At 67.7% G+C, this 14,228-nt stretch carries 13 protein-coding genes and 1 pseudogene; 9 read left to right on the forward strand and 5 right to left on the reverse strand.

The window, feature by feature from the left end:
* Nucleotides 1-165: 165 nt before the first annotated feature.
* A complete protein-coding gene (locus CLD20_RS18755) occupies nucleotides 166-1,461 on the forward strand; it encodes an OmpP1/FadL family transporter (RefSeq protein ID WP_224408196.1) in 1,296 nt (431 codons plus the stop codon).
* A gap of 125 nt (nucleotides 1,462-1,586) precedes the next feature.
* On the opposite strand, the gene CLD20_RS18760 is transcribed toward CLD20_RS18755, so the two are convergent.
* Nucleotides 1,587-2,366, reverse strand: a complete 780-nt coding sequence (locus CLD20_RS18760) for an SDR family oxidoreductase (RefSeq protein WP_224408197.1) — start codon at nucleotides 2,364-2,366, stop codon at nucleotides 1,587-1,589.
* Nucleotides 2,367-2,529: 163 nt separating this feature from the next.
* Here CLD20_RS18760 and CLD20_RS18765 point away from each other — a divergent pair, with 163 nt between their 5' ends.
* Genes CLD20_RS18765 through CLD20_RS18775 form a run of 3 tightly spaced genes read left to right on the forward strand, consistent with a single transcriptional unit; the run spans nucleotide 2,530 to nucleotide 5,388 of the window.
* Nucleotides 2,530-3,324, forward strand: coding sequence for a UDP-2,3-diacylglucosamine diphosphatase (locus CLD20_RS18765; protein ID WP_224408198.1), 795 nt, complete (start codon nucleotides 2,530-2,532; stop codon nucleotides 3,322-3,324).
* Between the two features lie 15 nt (nucleotides 3,325-3,339).
* Nucleotides 3,340-4,362, forward strand: coding sequence for a glycosyltransferase family 1 protein (locus tag CLD20_RS18770; protein ID WP_224408199.1), 1,023 nt, complete (start codon nucleotides 3,340-3,342; stop codon nucleotides 4,360-4,362).
* Nucleotides 4,363-4,401: 39 nt separating this feature from the next.
* Entirely contained in the window at nucleotides 4,402-5,388 is a 987-nt protein-coding gene (locus CLD20_RS18775) for a threonine/serine dehydratase (protein ID WP_224408200.1), read from the forward strand.
* A gap of 10 nt (nucleotides 5,389-5,398) precedes the next feature.
* Here the strand turns inward: CLD20_RS18775 and CLD20_RS18780 are convergent, their stop codons facing one another.
* On the reverse strand, nucleotides 5,399-5,932 hold the full coding sequence (locus CLD20_RS18780) for a hypothetical protein (RefSeq protein WP_224408201.1): 534 nt from the start codon (nucleotides 5,930-5,932) through the stop codon (nucleotides 5,399-5,401).
* Nucleotides 5,933-5,976: 44 nt separating this feature from the next.
* Between CLD20_RS18780 and CLD20_RS18785 the strand changes: the two genes are divergently transcribed.
* Entirely contained in the window at nucleotides 5,977-7,194 is a 1,218-nt protein-coding gene (locus CLD20_RS18785; protein ID WP_224408202.1) for an MFS transporter, read from the forward strand.
* Here CLD20_RS18785 and dgcA read toward each other — a convergent pair.
* Both dgcA and dgcN read right to left on the reverse strand, forming a co-directional pair.
* Nucleotides 7,146-8,120: an N-acetyl-D-Glu racemase DgcA gene (gene dgcA, locus CLD20_RS18790; protein ID WP_224408203.1), complete on the reverse strand. Its 975-nt coding sequence runs from the start codon at nucleotides 8,118-8,120 to the stop codon at nucleotides 7,146-7,148. The two genes, CLD20_RS18785 and dgcA, sit on opposite strands and share 49 nt — an antisense overlap.
* Nucleotides 8,120-9,121, reverse strand: a complete 1,002-nt coding sequence (dgcN, locus tag CLD20_RS18795) for an N-acetyltransferase DgcN (protein ID WP_224408204.1) — start codon at nucleotides 9,119-9,121, stop codon at nucleotides 8,120-8,122. Before dgcN ends, dgcA begins: the two co-directional genes overlap by 1 nt.
* 125 nt (nucleotides 9,122-9,246) lie before the next feature.
* Here dgcN and CLD20_RS18800 point away from each other — a divergent pair, with 125 nt between their 5' ends.
* Genes CLD20_RS18800 through CLD20_RS18815 form a run of 4 tightly spaced genes read left to right on the forward strand, consistent with a single transcriptional unit; the run spans nucleotide 9,247 to nucleotide 13,498 of the window.
* Nucleotides 9,247-10,374, forward strand: coding sequence for an MlaE family lipid ABC transporter permease subunit (locus CLD20_RS18800; RefSeq protein ID WP_224408205.1), 1,128 nt, complete (start codon nucleotides 9,247-9,249; stop codon nucleotides 10,372-10,374).
* Nucleotides 10,375-10,381: 7 nt separating this feature from the next.
* The gene (locus tag CLD20_RS18805; protein WP_224408206.1) at nucleotides 10,382-11,194 is read left to right on the forward strand and encodes an ABC transporter ATP-binding protein; all 813 of its coding nucleotides are present in this window, start codon (nucleotides 10,382-10,384) and stop codon (nucleotides 11,192-11,194) included.
* 2 nt (nucleotides 11,195-11,196) lie between these two features.
* Nucleotides 11,197-12,807 (forward strand): MlaD family protein, encoded by a 1,611-nt coding sequence (locus CLD20_RS18810; protein WP_224408207.1) that lies wholly within the window; start codon nucleotides 11,197-11,199, stop codon nucleotides 12,805-12,807.
* Nucleotides 12,808-12,859: 52 nt separating this feature from the next.
* Nucleotides 12,860-13,498: an ABC-type transport auxiliary lipoprotein family protein gene (locus CLD20_RS18815; RefSeq protein ID WP_224408208.1), complete on the forward strand. Its 639-nt coding sequence runs from the start codon at nucleotides 12,860-12,862 to the stop codon at nucleotides 13,496-13,498.
* Between the two features lie 133 nt (nucleotides 13,499-13,631).
* Here CLD20_RS18815 and CLD20_RS18820 read toward each other — a convergent pair.
* Nucleotides 13,632-14,228 (reverse strand): annotated as a pseudogene (locus tag CLD20_RS18820) (kinesin); the annotation flags it as partial.

Raw genomic sequence — 14,228 nt, forward strand, 5'->3', positions numbered from 1 at the left:
AGTGCGCGGCTGACGCGGCGGCATTTGTGGCGGTTTTGTCACATTCTCAGTCCGAATGCATGGCGGGGCGCCAAACGCGAGCCGGGAGCGTTGCCTCATCTAAAAGTCGCAGGCTTAATCCCCGCAATATCTGCTGGGCAGATTTCGTATTTGCGGGGGAGGAACATGCAGAAATTCACCAGGACACTTCGCGGCTCGGTCGCCGCTGCAGCATTGCTGGCGGTGATCGGCGCGAGTGCCGCGCACGCAGGCGGCTTTGCGCTGCGTGAGCAGAGCGCCTACGGGCAGGGCATGTCCTTTGCGGGCGTCGCGGCGGGCGGCAGCCTTTCTTCGATGTTCTGGAACCCGGCAACGCTGAGCGCGGTGATGGGCTTCCAGTCGGAGACGGTGGCGACCTACATCGCGCCGACGTCGGACGTCCGGATCACGACGCCGGGCGTGCTGGCGCAGTCGCAGGGCGACGTCGGCGAGAACGCCATCCTGCCTTCCTCGTACTACGGCTATCGGCTGAACGACCATATCGTCCTCGGTCTCGGCATCAACGCGCCTTTCGGCCTTGCTACCAAGTACCCGCTCAATTCGGCGCTTCGCGGCACCGTGGTTCCTCCCGGCGTCAACATCGCCTTCGCGGGCACGACCGAAGTGTTCACGATGAGCGCCAATCCGGCCATCGCCTACCAGTTCAATGAGTACATCACCGTCGCTCTGGGTGCTGTCCTGCAATACGCCGATGTGCGCCTGACGGACCAGTTCCTGCCGGGCCTCGGCGTCTCCGCGCTCGACGGCGCCGACGATTTCGCCTTCGGCCTGACGGCGGGTATCCAGGTGAAGCCGATGGAAGGCACGGAGATCGGCCTTGGCTATCGCTCGCGGATCAACCACGAGATCGACGGCCCGCTGCGGACCGCTGCCGGCACGTTCCAGGTGAAGGGAGACGGCTTCAATACGCCGGATACCGTCACCCTCGGCATTCGCCAGAGGATCACCGACGCCTTCCGGCTGACGGCCGGCGTGGAATGGGCCAACTGGAGCCACTTCAAGGCCGTCGACCTCACCGGTGCGCCGGTGCCGGTTTCGCTCGGCTTCAACTACAATGACAGCTGGTTCTTCGCCCTCGGCGGCGAGTACGACTTCAACGAGGCGCTGACCGTGCGCGCCGGTGTGGCCCGCGAGCTGGCGCCGATCGATGACGCCAACCGCTCCTTCCGCCTGCCGGACAACGACCGTTGGTGGCTGTCGGCTGGCGCGAGCTACAAGGCCACCGAGCGCTTCTCCTTCGATGTCGGCTATTCCTACATCTTCGCCGACGACACCAACATCCTGACCGCCGCTGCCGGCGGTCCGGCCGCCAACAGCATCTTCGGGGGGACCTCCGACGCCGACGTGCATGTGTTCACGGCGGCGCTGAAGATGAAGTTCGGCGGCCCGCGCCACGAGGCGCCGGTGATGGCGAACTACTGACGGTTTGAATGGAGGCGCCGGCCAGAACGTCTGGCCGGATGGGCATCTGGGCCGGGCATTGCCCGGCCCTTTTTTTGGCGTGCTAACCGACCCGCCGTCTCTTGACCTTCACGTAAAGGGAAGCTTCAGAAGGCGGCGGGGAAAAGGCCGCCATCCAGCCTGAAGTTCTGACCGGTGATGTATCCAGCGTCGGCTGCGGAGAGGAAGGCAACGAGCCTGCCGAATTCCTCGGGCGTGCCGAAGCGGCCGGCGGGGATCTGCGCGCGGGCGCGATCGGCCGCCTCTTCCTCGGAAATGCCGTGCTGCTTCGATGCCCAGGCGAAACCGGAACGCAGGCGGTCGGTGTCGATCTTGCCGGGCAGGACATTGTTGATCGTCACGTTATGCGGCGCCAGCTCGCGGCAGACCCCGGCGAGGAAGGCGGTGAGACCGGCCCTGGCGCCGGAGGAAAGGTCGAGGCCCGGGATCGGCATCAGGACCGAAAGGGAGGTGATGTTGACGATGCGCCCGAAGCGGCGAGCGACCATGCCGTCGGCGACCGCCTGGATGAGCTCGATCGGCGTGACCATGTTCTGCGTGGCGCCGGCCAGCATGTCCTCGCGGGTGAGTTCGCGGAAGCCGCGGAGCGGCGGGCCGGCATTGTTGTTGACGAGAATGTCGACCTCGCCGGCCGCCTGAAGCAGGCGCGCCTGGCCCTCCCTGGAAGCCACGTCCGCGACGACGGAGATCACCTCCGCGGCGCCCCTGGCCTTCACCGCCTCGGCGGTCTCGGCGAGCTTTTCCTCGTTGCGGCCGTTGATGACGACGCGGCAGCCGGCTTCGCCCAGCGCCTCGGCGCAGCCGCGCCCGATGCCCCGGCTGGAGGCGCAGACCAGAGCCGTGCGGCCCGAGATGGCGAGATCCATTTCCTTCTCCCTAGCTTTGCAGCCTGAATAGGCGAGATCGACCCCGAAGGTCCACTTTCGGACGCCTCGTCGCAGCCTCCAGCAGGGCGATGTCATGAAACTGATACCTGAATCGGGTTTGCCAGTAGCAACAGCAAGGTAAAAACCGGCAAAGGTCAGGCCGATGGCGCCGCCATATCATTTCCGCACGCTGTTTCTGTCCGATGTGCATCTCGGTACGCGCGGCTGCCAGGCAGAACTTCTTCTGGAATTCCTGCGCGACCACGACGCGGAGACGATCTACCTCGTCGGCGACATCGTCGACGGCTGGCGGCTGCGGCGCGGCTGGTACTGGCCGCAGCTGCACAACGACGTGGTGCAGAAGCTGCTGCGGAAAGCGCGCAAGGGCGCCAAGCTGATCTATGTGCCGGGCAACCACGACGAGTTCCTGCGCAACTATTTCGGCAGCCATTTCGGCGGCATCGAGGTCTGCGAGACGGCCATGCACGAGGCGGCCGACGGACGGAACTACCTCGTCATCCATGGCGACCAGTTCGATGTCGTCGTGCGCCATGCCAAGTGGCTCGCCTTCTTCGGCGACTGGGCCTATGTGACGGCGCTCGCCGCCAACACGCATGTCAACCGGATCCGGCGCGGCCTCGGCTTCTCCTATTGGTCGCTCTCGGCATGGGCGAAGCTGAAGGTGAAGAACGCGGTCAACTTCATCGGCGCCTTCGAGCAGGCGCTCGCATCGGAAGCGCAGCGCCGGGGCGCCGACGGCGTCGTCTGTGGCCACATCCACCACGCGGCCCTGCGCGAAGAGCACGGCGTGCGCTACATCAACTGCGGAGACTGGGTCGAAAGCTGCACGGCGGTCGCCGAGCACCATGACGGCCAGATGGAAATCATCCGCTGGGCGGACCGGATCCGCGCAGCGGAAAACGAGCCGCAGCCCCGACCGGCCGCCGTCGCGGCCTAGGAAGATCAAGAGCGCATGAAGCTTGTCATCGTAACGGACGCCTGGTTTCCCCAGGTCAACGGCGTCGTGCGCTCCCTGCAGCACGTGGTGGAAACGCTGAGCGCGCAGGGCGACGAGGTAACGGTCATCGCGCCGGAGGCCTTTTCGACGCTGCCGCTGCCCACCTATCCCGATATCCGCCTGTCGATCACCACCGCCCGGCGCGTCGGGCGGATGATCGAGGCGGCGGCGCCCGACTTCGTGCATATCGCCACGGAGGGGCCGCTGGGGCTCCTGGCGCGCCGGCACTGCCTCGCCACGCACCGCACCTTCACCACCAGCTACCACACCAAGTTCCCGGAATATCTGAGGGCGCGCGCGCCGGTGCCGGTGTCGCTCTCCTACCGTTTCATGCGCTGGTTCCACAATGCGGGCTCGGGCTGCATGGTGGCGACGCCGACGCTGGAGGCGGAGCTGGAAAGCCGCGGCTTCCGCAACCTGATGCGCTGGTCGCGGGGCGTGGATGCGGAGACATTCCGGCCGCGCCCCGAGGCCGACCTCGGATTGAAACGGCCGGTCTTCATGAATGTCGGCCGCGTGGCGGTGGAGAAGAACCTTGCCGCCTTCACCTCGCTCGACCTTCCCGGCACCAAGGTGGTGGTCGGCGGCGGGCCGGCACTCGCCGACCTCAAGGCGCGTTTTCCCGACGTCGTCTTCCTCGGGGAAATGCATGGCGAGGAGCTTGCCGAAGCGTATGCGGCGGCCGACGTCTTCGTGTTCCCGAGCCTGACCGACACGTTCGGCAACGTCCTTCTGGAAGCGCTCGCCTCCGGCCTGCCGGTCGCCGCCTTTCCGGTCACGGGCCCCAAGGACGTCATTACCGATCCGCGCGTCGGGGCGCTGTCGGAGGACCTGCGGGAAGCCTGCCTCAAATGTCTCGATCTCTCCAGCGAGGCGGCCAGGGAGTTCGCTCTCGCCTTCACCTGGGAAGCGAGCGTGCAGGAGTTTCGCGACAACGTCGTGCGCGGGCAGGGCAGTGCGCTGGATGAGGCCGCATAGCCTCTTTGAATGCGCTGCGAAAAGCTCTAATCCCGCAATATGTCCCTGCCTGTTTCCTACAGCGATATCGAGGCTGCCCAGACCCGCATTCACGGGCGGGCGATGCGCACGCCGCTGATCCCGGCGCCGGTCCTTTCCGAGCAGCTTTCGGCTCGCGTCTTTCTCAAGCCCGAGAGCATGCAGCGCACCGGCTCCTTCAAGTTCCGCGGCGCCTGCAACGCGCTGATGGCGGCGGGCGTGGCGGCGCGTTCCGGCGTCGTCGCCTGCTCGTCGGGCAACCATGCGCAGGGGGTCGCGGAGGCGGCGCGCATGCTCGGCATTGCGGCGACCATCGTGATGCCGGCCGACGCGCCGGAGGTGAAGGTGGCGCGCACGCGGGCCTCGGGCGCCTCCGTTGTCAGCTACGACCGGGCGAGCGAGGATCGCGACGAGATCGCCAACGCCATCGTCGACCTTGACGGGGCGATGCTCGTCCATCCCTACAACGATCCGAAGGTGATCGCCGGCCAGGGGACGATCGGCGTCGAGATCGTCTCCGACCTTGCCGCCATGCGGCTGGCGCCCGACGTGGTTCTCGTTCCCTGCTCGGGCGGCGGGCTCCTGGCCGGCGTTTCCCTCGCCGTGACGGAGCGAGCACCGAACTGCCGCGTGGTGGCGGTGGAGCCGGCGGGCTTCGACGATTACGGAAGGTCTCTGCGGGCCGACGCCATCGAGACCAACCCGCGCAATTCGGGATCGGTCTGCGACGCGCTGCTCGCGCCTTCACCGGGCGCTCTGGGCTTTGCGATCAACCGCGAGCGGGCGGGCGGCGCCGTCGCCGTCCCCGACGAGGCGGCACTGCGTGCCGTCGGCTTCGCCTATGAGCGCTTCCGCCTCGTGCTGGAGCCGGGCGGCGCGATCGGGCTTGCCGCGCTGCTTTCCGGGGCGATCGACGTGCGCGGGACGGTGGTGGTCATTCTTCTGTCGGGCGGCAATATCGACGACCAGATGCTGGCGCGGGCGATTCAGATCTACCGTTCGAGCTAGACCGGTTCCTTCAAGGCGTGAACCGGTCCCGATCGTCGTCTTCCTGGAATTTCCGATCGTCCTCGAAGACGTCCGCTTCGTCCGGCGCGGATTCCTCTTCATCCGGCGCGGCCGCCTGGGCGGCCCCGTTGCCCGCCGGCGCCGCGGAAGCGGGCCCCGGCGCATGCGGCTCTTCGGTAAGGCTGCGCAAAGGCGCGATCTGGGCGAGCAGCCGCTCCGGCGATTCCATCGGCAGATCCGAGTCCGGCCCCTCCTGCATGCTGGCGGCGAGGACCAGAAGCTCCTGCTTCTCCGGCCCGTTCGGCATCTGCGTGGCGATGCGCGTGAGCTCGCCGGCGAGCCGGCCCGGGCGGATGTCGGCCTTGAGGGCGGCGATGGTGCCCGCGAGCTGCGACATCGCTGACAGGAGGGAGCGAATCTCGGAAGGTCGCGAGCGGTGCACGTATTCCGCCAGGAAGGCGCGCCCCTTCGAGGTGCCGGTGAGAGCCGACAGCATGGTGTCGTATTCCAGCTCGCTCAATCCCTTTTCGACAAGGCGGGCCATGCCTCTTTCCCTTCGCAAACTACCTTTGGCGTAGCGGAGCCAAAATGGGCGACAAGAGCTTAGAAAGCGCTAATGGCGGTGTCACGAAGGCGGGGCGACTTTTCGGTCTGCGCGCGGCCGGCTTTCTGGCCGCAACCTTCTTCGCCGTCGGCGTCTACCTGCCGTTCTTTCCGGTCTGGCTGAGGGCGCAGGGGCTTTCCGACGGGGCGATCAGCGCGGCGGTGGCGCTGCCGGTGCTGGTGCGCGCGGTGATGAGCGGCACGCTCGCCGCCACCGCCGATCGGCTCGGCGAGCTGAAGATCGGCGCGACGCTCTATGCCCTTCTCGCCACAGTGATATTCCTCGGCCTCAACTTCGCCGAGGGAAGCCTTGCCGTTCTCCTCGTCTCCTCGGTCGCGCTGATCTTCTGGTATGCGCTGGTGCCCCTCGGCGACGCCGTGGCGCTGCAGGGCGTGGTGCGCCACGGCATCGATTACGGCCGCACGCGCCTGTGGGGCTCGGTCGCCTTCGTCGCCGGCAATTTCGCCGCCGGTGCGTCGATCAGCGCCTTCTCGGTCGATGCCGTCTACCTCCTGCAGGTCGTCGCCTTCGGCCTCGGCATCGCCGCCGCGGCCCTGCTTCCGGCCGTGGGCCGGGCGGCCATCGTCGCGAGACGCGGGAGCCGGTTCGCGCTGCCCGGCGACCGGCGCCTGCTTCTGGCCATCGGCGCGGCGGCCTTCGGCGTCGGCAGCCACGGCGCCTACTACGCCTTCGGCAGCCTCTACTGGCGCTCGCTCGGATTTTCCGACCTCACCATCGCCGCGCTGTGGGCGCTCGGCGTGGTCGTGGAGATCGGTCTCTTCTTCTATGCCAGCAAAATCGTTTCCTGGGGAGCGCGCCGTTTCCTCATCGCCGGGGCGACGGGGGCCCTGATCCGCTGGGCGCTCTTCGCCTTCGTGACCTCGGAGCCGCTCGTCTTCTGCCTTCAGAGCCTGCATGCGCTCACCTTCGCGGCGACGCATATCGGCATCATGAAGGCGATCGGAGCGGTGGCCGAGAGCGGCCATACGGCGCGTGTGCAGGGCCTATACCAGCTCGTCGCCGGAGCGGTGACCGGCGGGGGCATGCTGCTGGCGGGCGTGCTCTACGAGATGGCGCCCGCCGCCGCCTTCATCCTTATGTCGGTTTTCGGCCTTTGCGGCCTTCTCATCGCCTGGCAGCTGCCACGCGGGCTTCAGCCCCAGAGCTCGGGCAGCGGCGGCTCGATGAGCGTGCCGACATAGGTGATGGCCGGATGGCGGTCGCGGGCGAGGAGCAGCGGCCCGTCGAGATCGACGATGTCGGCAGCCTGGGCGAGGATGACCGCCGGCGCCATGGCCAGCGAGGTCGCCAGCATGCAGCCCACCATGACGAGATAGCCGCGGGCGCGTGCCTCCCAGACGATTTCCAGCGCCTCCGTCAGACCGCCCGCCTTGTCGAGCTTGACGTTGACGGCGTCGTACTTGCCGGAAAGCCCGTCGAGATCGGCCAGGGTGTGCAGGCTCTCATCGGCGCAGATCGGGGCGACATGCGGGATGCTGCGAAGCAGCTCGTCATCGCCGGCCGGCAGCGGCTGTTCGATCAGCTCCACATGCGCCTCGGCGCAGGCGCGCATGTTGTCGATGATGTTCTTCTCGCTCCATGCCTCGTTGGCGTCGACGATGAGGCGCGTGCGCGGCACGGCGGCGCGCACGGCCCGCACGCGCTCCGCGTCGCCCTGGCCGCCGAGCTTCAGCTTGAGGATGTGGTGCTCGCTGGCCCGGTGGGCCGCATCGGCCATGTCGGACGGAGTGCCCAGGCTGAGCGTGAAAGCCGTCTCGACGGGACGGGCGACGATATGGCCGCACGACATGGAGACGGGCTTGCCGGACTGCTTTGCCCCAAGGTCCCAGAGGGCGCAGTCGAGCGCATTGCGGGCCGCCCCGGCCGGCAGGCGGCGCCTCAGCTCTTCGCGGTCGATGGTGTCGAGGTCGACGCCGCGCATCTGCTCCACGACGCTGTCGACAGTCTCCTCGTAGCGCGGATAGGGCACGCATTCGCCGCGTCCGGCATGGGTGCCGTCGCTGATGGTGGCGACGACGACGGTCGCTTCGGTGCGCGAGCCGCGCGAAATGGTGAAGGCGCCGGCCACCGGCCAGCTCTCCACCGCGATGTCGAGGGAAAGGGGCATCAGAAGTTCGCCAGAAGATGCTCGACGATCGGCGCGACGCCGGTGCGGATCGGATCGGCGGCCGGCAGGCCGTAGCGCTCCGCCGCTTCGTCGAGGCATTTGCGGGCCGCCGCCTCGTCGAGAGCCGAGGTGTTGATGCAGATGCCGGCGGCGCGGATATCCGGGTTGGTGAGGCGGCCGAGCCGGACCGTTTCCTCGATCACCGCGTCGATGGTGGCGATCGGGGTTTCCACGTTGCGCATCTTCGTGCGCGTCGGCTCGTGGCAGACGACGAAGGCATCCGGCTGCGCGCCGTGCAGGAGGCCGAGGCTGACGCCGGCGAAGGAGGGGTGGAAGAGCGAGCCCTGGCCCTCGACGATCTGCCAGTGGCCGGGATCGGCGGCGGGCGAGATCCATTCGGCGGCGCCGGAGATGAAATCGGCGATGACGGCATCGATGGCGACGCCGCGGCCGGCGATCATCACGCCCGTCTGGCCGGTGGCGCAGAATTCGGAGCTCGCGCCGCGGGCGAGGAGTTCCTGGTCGATGGCAAGGGCGGCGTATTTCTTGCCGACCGAGCAATCGGTGCCGACGGTCAGGAGCCGCTTGCCGGGGCGCTTCGTGCCCTTGCCGGTTGCGAACTGGCGGTCGGCATGGCGCGTGTCGTGGAGGGTGGCGCCCTTCCTCTCGGCGGCCTCGCGGATGGCCGGGATGGAGCCGAGCCGCACATGCAGGCCGCTCGCGACGTTCATGCCGGCCTCGATCGCTTCCACGACCGTGGTGACCCAGTGTTCGGGCAGGGTGCCGCCCGGATTGACGGCGCCGATGACGAGCGAGCGCGCGCCGTTGGCGGCCGCTTCGGCGATGCCCATATCGGGCAGGCCGGTATCGGCGTTGCAGCCCGGCAGGCGGAGCTGGCCGATGCACCAGTCACGGCGCCAGTCGACGATGCCATAGGCGGTCTTGGCGGCAAGGCGGTCGGGCACGTCGCCCAGGAAAACGAGGTAAGGACGCTCAATCATATCGGAACTGTGGCTCTTGTGCGCTTGTGAGGACCCATCGCAGCGGGCACAGTCCGCGCGATGAAAGCGGCATCGTTAGCACGCTCCACGGCAAGCGTCAGCCGTCCTTACGTTGTGCGAGGACCATGACCTCCGATCTCCATTCCGAGCTCGTCGGCGACCAGCTTGTGCTCATTCCCTCCGGCGCCTGGGCGATCGGAGAGGCGGCGCATCTGGACGATTCGCTGCGCGCGGCCGTCGGAGAGCCGGCGCGGGGCGCCAAAAGCCTGCGAATCGACCTTTCGCGCCTCGACACGCTCGACACGGCCGGCGCCTTCCTCCTGGTGCGCCTGGAGAAGGCCTGGCGGGACGCCGGGCGGGACGTGAGCTATACGGGCGCAACCCAGGGGCGAGACGCGCTGATCGAGCGGGTGCGCGTCGCGCTGGAAGACGACGAGGAGCCGAGCCAGCCGCACGCCCAGAGCCTGCTCGTCGACGTCGGCGAGACGATGATCTCGGTGGCCGGCGACGGGCGGCGGCTTCTGACGGTGCTGGGCGCGGTGATGGCCGAGCTCGGCCATGTCCTCATCCATCCCGGCTCGGCGCGAGGCCACGCCATCGTGCGCCAGATGGAGATGGTGGGCCTCAGGGCGGTGCCGATCGTTTCGCTGATGAGCTTCATCATCGGCGCCATCCTTGCCCAGCAATCGGCCTTCCAGCTGCGCTATTTCGGGGCGGAGGTGTTTGCGGTCGACCTCATCGGCATCCTGGCGCTGCGCGAGATCTCGCTGCTCTTGACGGCCATCATGGTGGCGGGCCGCTCCGGCAGCGCCATCACCGCCGAGCTCGGCTCCATGCAGATGCGCGAGGAGGTGGATGCGCTGCGTGTCATGGGCATGGACCCGGTCAACGTCTTGATCCTGCCGCGCATCATGGCGCTCCTGATCGTGCTGCCGCTGCTGTCGTTCCTCGCCGCGATGGCGACGCTGGGCGGCGGCATGATGATGCTGTGGTTCTATTCGGCCATCACGCCCGGCGCCTTCGTCGACCGCCTGCAGGACGCGATCGACATGTCGAGCTTTCTCGCCGGCGTCTACAAGGCGCCGTTCATGGCGCTGATCATCGGCCTCATCGCCTGCTCGGAAGGCATGGCGGTGAAGGGGAGCGCGGAATCGCTCGGCCGCCACACGACCGCCGCGGTGGTCAAGGCGATCTTCATGGTGATCGTGGTAGACGGGCTCTTCGCCATCTTCTACGCGGCGATCGAGTTCTGAGGACGCGGTGACCGACCTGACCACCATCACGCCGGCAAGGCCGGCTGAAAGCGCAGAGGACGCGCCGGTCATCTCCGTGCGCGGGCTGACCGTCGGCTTCGGCGAGGAACCGATCCTGCAGGATCTCGACCTCGACATCTACAAGGGCGAGATTCTCGGTATCGTCGGCGCCTCGGGCGCCGGCAAGTCGGTGCTCACGCGCGCGATTCTCGGCCTGCTGCCGCACCAGGCGGGCAAGGTGCTCGCCTTCGGGCAGGATATTTCCGACAGAAGGGACCCGGACCTGGAACGCCGCTGGGGCGTTCTCTTCCAGCACGGCGCGCTGTTCTCGGCCCTGACCGTGGCGGAGAACATCATGGTGCCGATGCGCGAGTACCTGCACCTGCCGGAGCCGCTGATGGAGGCGCTGGCGGTGCTGAAGGTGGAGCTCGTCGGCCTTCGCGCCAGCGATGCGGGCAAGTATCCCTCCGAGCTTTCGGGAGGGATGATCAAACGCGCCGCGCTGGCGCGGGCGCTCTCACTCGATCCGGAGATCGTTTTTCTGGACGAGCCGACCTCGGGCCTCGATCCGATCTCGGCGGCTGCTTTCGATCGACTGATCCACGACTTGTCGCGAACTTTGGGTTTGACCGTCGTCATGGTAACCCATGACCTTGACACGTTGCACGCGATCGTCGACCGCATAGCCGTCGTCGGAGAGAAGCGCGTGCTCGTGTCCGGCGACATCAAGACAATGGAGAGCTTCGACCATCCCTGGGTCCGCGACTATTTCACGGGGGTGCGTGCCCGCGCCGCGGGCGGAGCAGAGGCTGAGATCTGAATATGGAAAGCAAGGCCAACACTGCGGTTATCGGCGCCTTCACGCTGGCGGTGCTGGCGGTCGCCTTCGGTTTCATCTACTGGCTCGCCGGCACGGAGGGCACGCAGTACCAGTCGAGCCTGCGTCTCGTCTTCCCGGGCTCCGTGACCGGCCTCAGCAAGGGCGGAGCGGTGCTCTTCAACGGCATCAAGGTCGGTGACGTGCGCGACCTTTCGCTCGACCCGAAGAACCCCAAGCGCGTCGTCGCCGAGGTCGCGGTGCGGGGCGATACGCCGATCAAGACCGATACCGAGGTGACGCTCGGATTCCAGGGACTGACCGGTGTCGGCTACGTGGAGATGGTCGGCGGCTCGGCCGACAAGCCCGACATCTGGCAGACGACTGCAGGCGTGCCCGAGATCGAGGCCGACCGGTCCTCCATGCAGGACCTGATGGCGAGCGCCCGCCAGATCGCCGGACGCGTCGACAAGACGCTGAAGACGGTCGAGGATCTCATCGGCAACAATCAGGAGAACGTGCAGCGGATCGTCAGCAATCTCGACCGGTTCTCCGGCGCGCTGGCGGACAATTCGGACCAGATCTCCGAACTCGTCGCCACGGTCTCCACGGCCTCGACCCGCATCGGCAGCCTTTCGGAGAAGCTGGAGACGCTGGTCGCGGCCGTCGATCCAGAGAAGGTCTCGCGCACCGTCGACAATGTCACCAGCTTCACCGACACGCTCGGCGAGACGGCCGACGAGGTCCGCAAGCTGGTGGAAAGCTTCTCCGGCGTCTCGGAGGACGTGCGCAACTTTTCCGAGCGCATGGCGAGCGTCGGCGAGAAGGCAGACCAGTTCGTGAGCGAGCTGCAGACGAAGACCGGGCCGATCCTGGACGCCGTCGATCCGCAGAAGGTCGCCAACACCATCGACAACATCGACCGCATCACGGCGGCGATCGAGCCCGACAAGGTGCGCGTCACCATCGACGGGCTTTCCGGGCTCGGCGAGACGCTGGCAGCGCGGCGCCAGGAGATCGACACGCTCGTTACCCGCCTTTCGGCGATCAGCGAGAAGACCGACAACGTGCTCGCCGCGGTCGATCCGCAGAAGGTTCAGGGCGTCGTCGACGACGCGGCGCGGATCGCCGCCGGCATCGACCCGAACAAGATCCTGCTTGCCGATGTCGACACGACGACGCTCAACGCCACCATCGACGATTTGAAGCGCTTCGGCTCGACGCTCGACGATTCGCGCGAGGACGTGCGCGCCATCATCGCCAATGCCCGCCAGGTTTCCGATCGCCTCGGCTCGCTGACGGAGAAGGCCGACAAGCTGCTCGGCACGCTCGACGGCATGGCCGGCGAGGGCGGAGGCGGCATCATCGAGGAAGCGCGCTCGACGCTTGCCGAGATCCGCAAGGCGGCGCAGAGCTTCGACCAGCAGGCGCGCAACATCGGTACCGGGGTCGGCGACTTCTCCAGTCGCGGGCTGCGCGACATCGCGCAGTTCGTCAATGAGGGAAGGCGCACGGTTTCGCGGCTCGACGCGCTGATTTCCAGCCTGGAGCGCGATCCGAGCCAGGTGATCTTCGGCGGCGACAGCGCGCCGACCTACCGCGGACAGAGGCGATAGCGGTCCTGAGCGGGACCGCTGCGCGACGTAACGAGAGAGCAGAGGCAGGGGAATGAGCAACGAGACAGGCATGGGCGCCGCGGGCGCGCGCAAGGCGCGCCGACGGGCCCGCATGCGCCGGGGATCGCCGCTCGCAGCAGTCATGCTGACGGCTCTCCTGGCCGGCTGTGCGATTTTGCCGAAGACGCCGGATTCGATCTACGACCTCGCCGCACCCTCCAATGTGGCAACGCGTTCCGGTTCGGCTGCGCAGCTTCTCGTGCCGGTACCGGCGGCGCTCGCCAGCCTCGACACGACGCGCATCGCCGCGCGACCGACGCCGGGCGAACTCGCCTACCTGCCGAACGCGGCGTGGCCGGACGCCCTGCCGCGCGTGCTGCAGGCGCGTCTCGTGGAGACGCTGCAGAACACCGGGCGGGTGAAGGCCGTGGGGCTGCCGGGGCAGGGCCTTCTGATCGACTATCAGGTGGTGCTCGACGTGCGCGCCTTCGAGCTCGTCTCGGGCACCGCGGTGGCGGAGTTCAACGTCAAGCTTCTCAACGACCGCAACGGCCGTGTCGTGGCGAGCCGCACCTTCCGCGCCGAGAGCCCCGTCGGCGGCAAGAAGAACGCCGACATCGTCAGCGGGCTCAACCGGGCGATGGATGCGGCCTTCGCCGATATCGTCGAGTGGACGCTGACGCGGGTGTGATCGCGGGCCCGCCCGGACAGAACAGCACACGGGCAGAACGACAGCATGCAAAGCAAAAAGGGCGGCCCATCGGGCCGCCCTTTTTCGTCGGTTCGGTTCGCTTATCCGGGGCGCCGGTCCGCTTGCCTGGGGCTCAGCCGAGGCGGCCGGCCGCATGGGCGAGCATGGTGTAGACCTTGCCGGTGTCGGAAGCGAGGTAGCGCTGGGCCATGGCCGGATCCTCGTTGCGCTCGCCGATCTGGTCGAGAAGGCGCTCGAAGTCGGCGATGTAGTGGTCGACCGCGCGGCGGAACTCGCCGTCCCGCTCGTATTTGCGGCGGATCTCGTCGAAGGTCTTCTGTCCCTGCAGCGTGTAGAGCCGGCGGGTGAAGACGTTGCGCTCGCCGCGACGGTAGCGCTCCCAAAGGTCGACCGCCGCCTCGTGGTCGATGGCGCGGGCGATATCGACCGAAAGCGAGTTCAGCGAATCCACGACCTGCGAGGGTGAGCGCTTCTTGGCCTCCGGCGCGGGCGCGGGAGCCGGAGCCGGCTGCGCCTCGGGCAGCGGCGGATAATCGTCGTCGTCGCTGGAGGCGCGGCGCAAGAGATCGGCCACCCAGCCACGACGCTGCTCGCCGCTTTCGTTGCGCTGGCGCGCAGGGGTTTCGGCCGCCTCCTGGGCAGGGGCCGGCCGGGGATTGAAGCGCTCCACCTGCGGCTGCACGGGGGCAGGGCGGGCGGCAGGCTGGGA

It is taken from the genome of Afifella sp. IM 167 (genome assembly GCF_020144925.1).
In the GTDB taxonomy this organism is placed as follows: domain Bacteria; phylum Pseudomonadota; class Alphaproteobacteria; order Rhizobiales; family Afifellaceae; genus Afifella.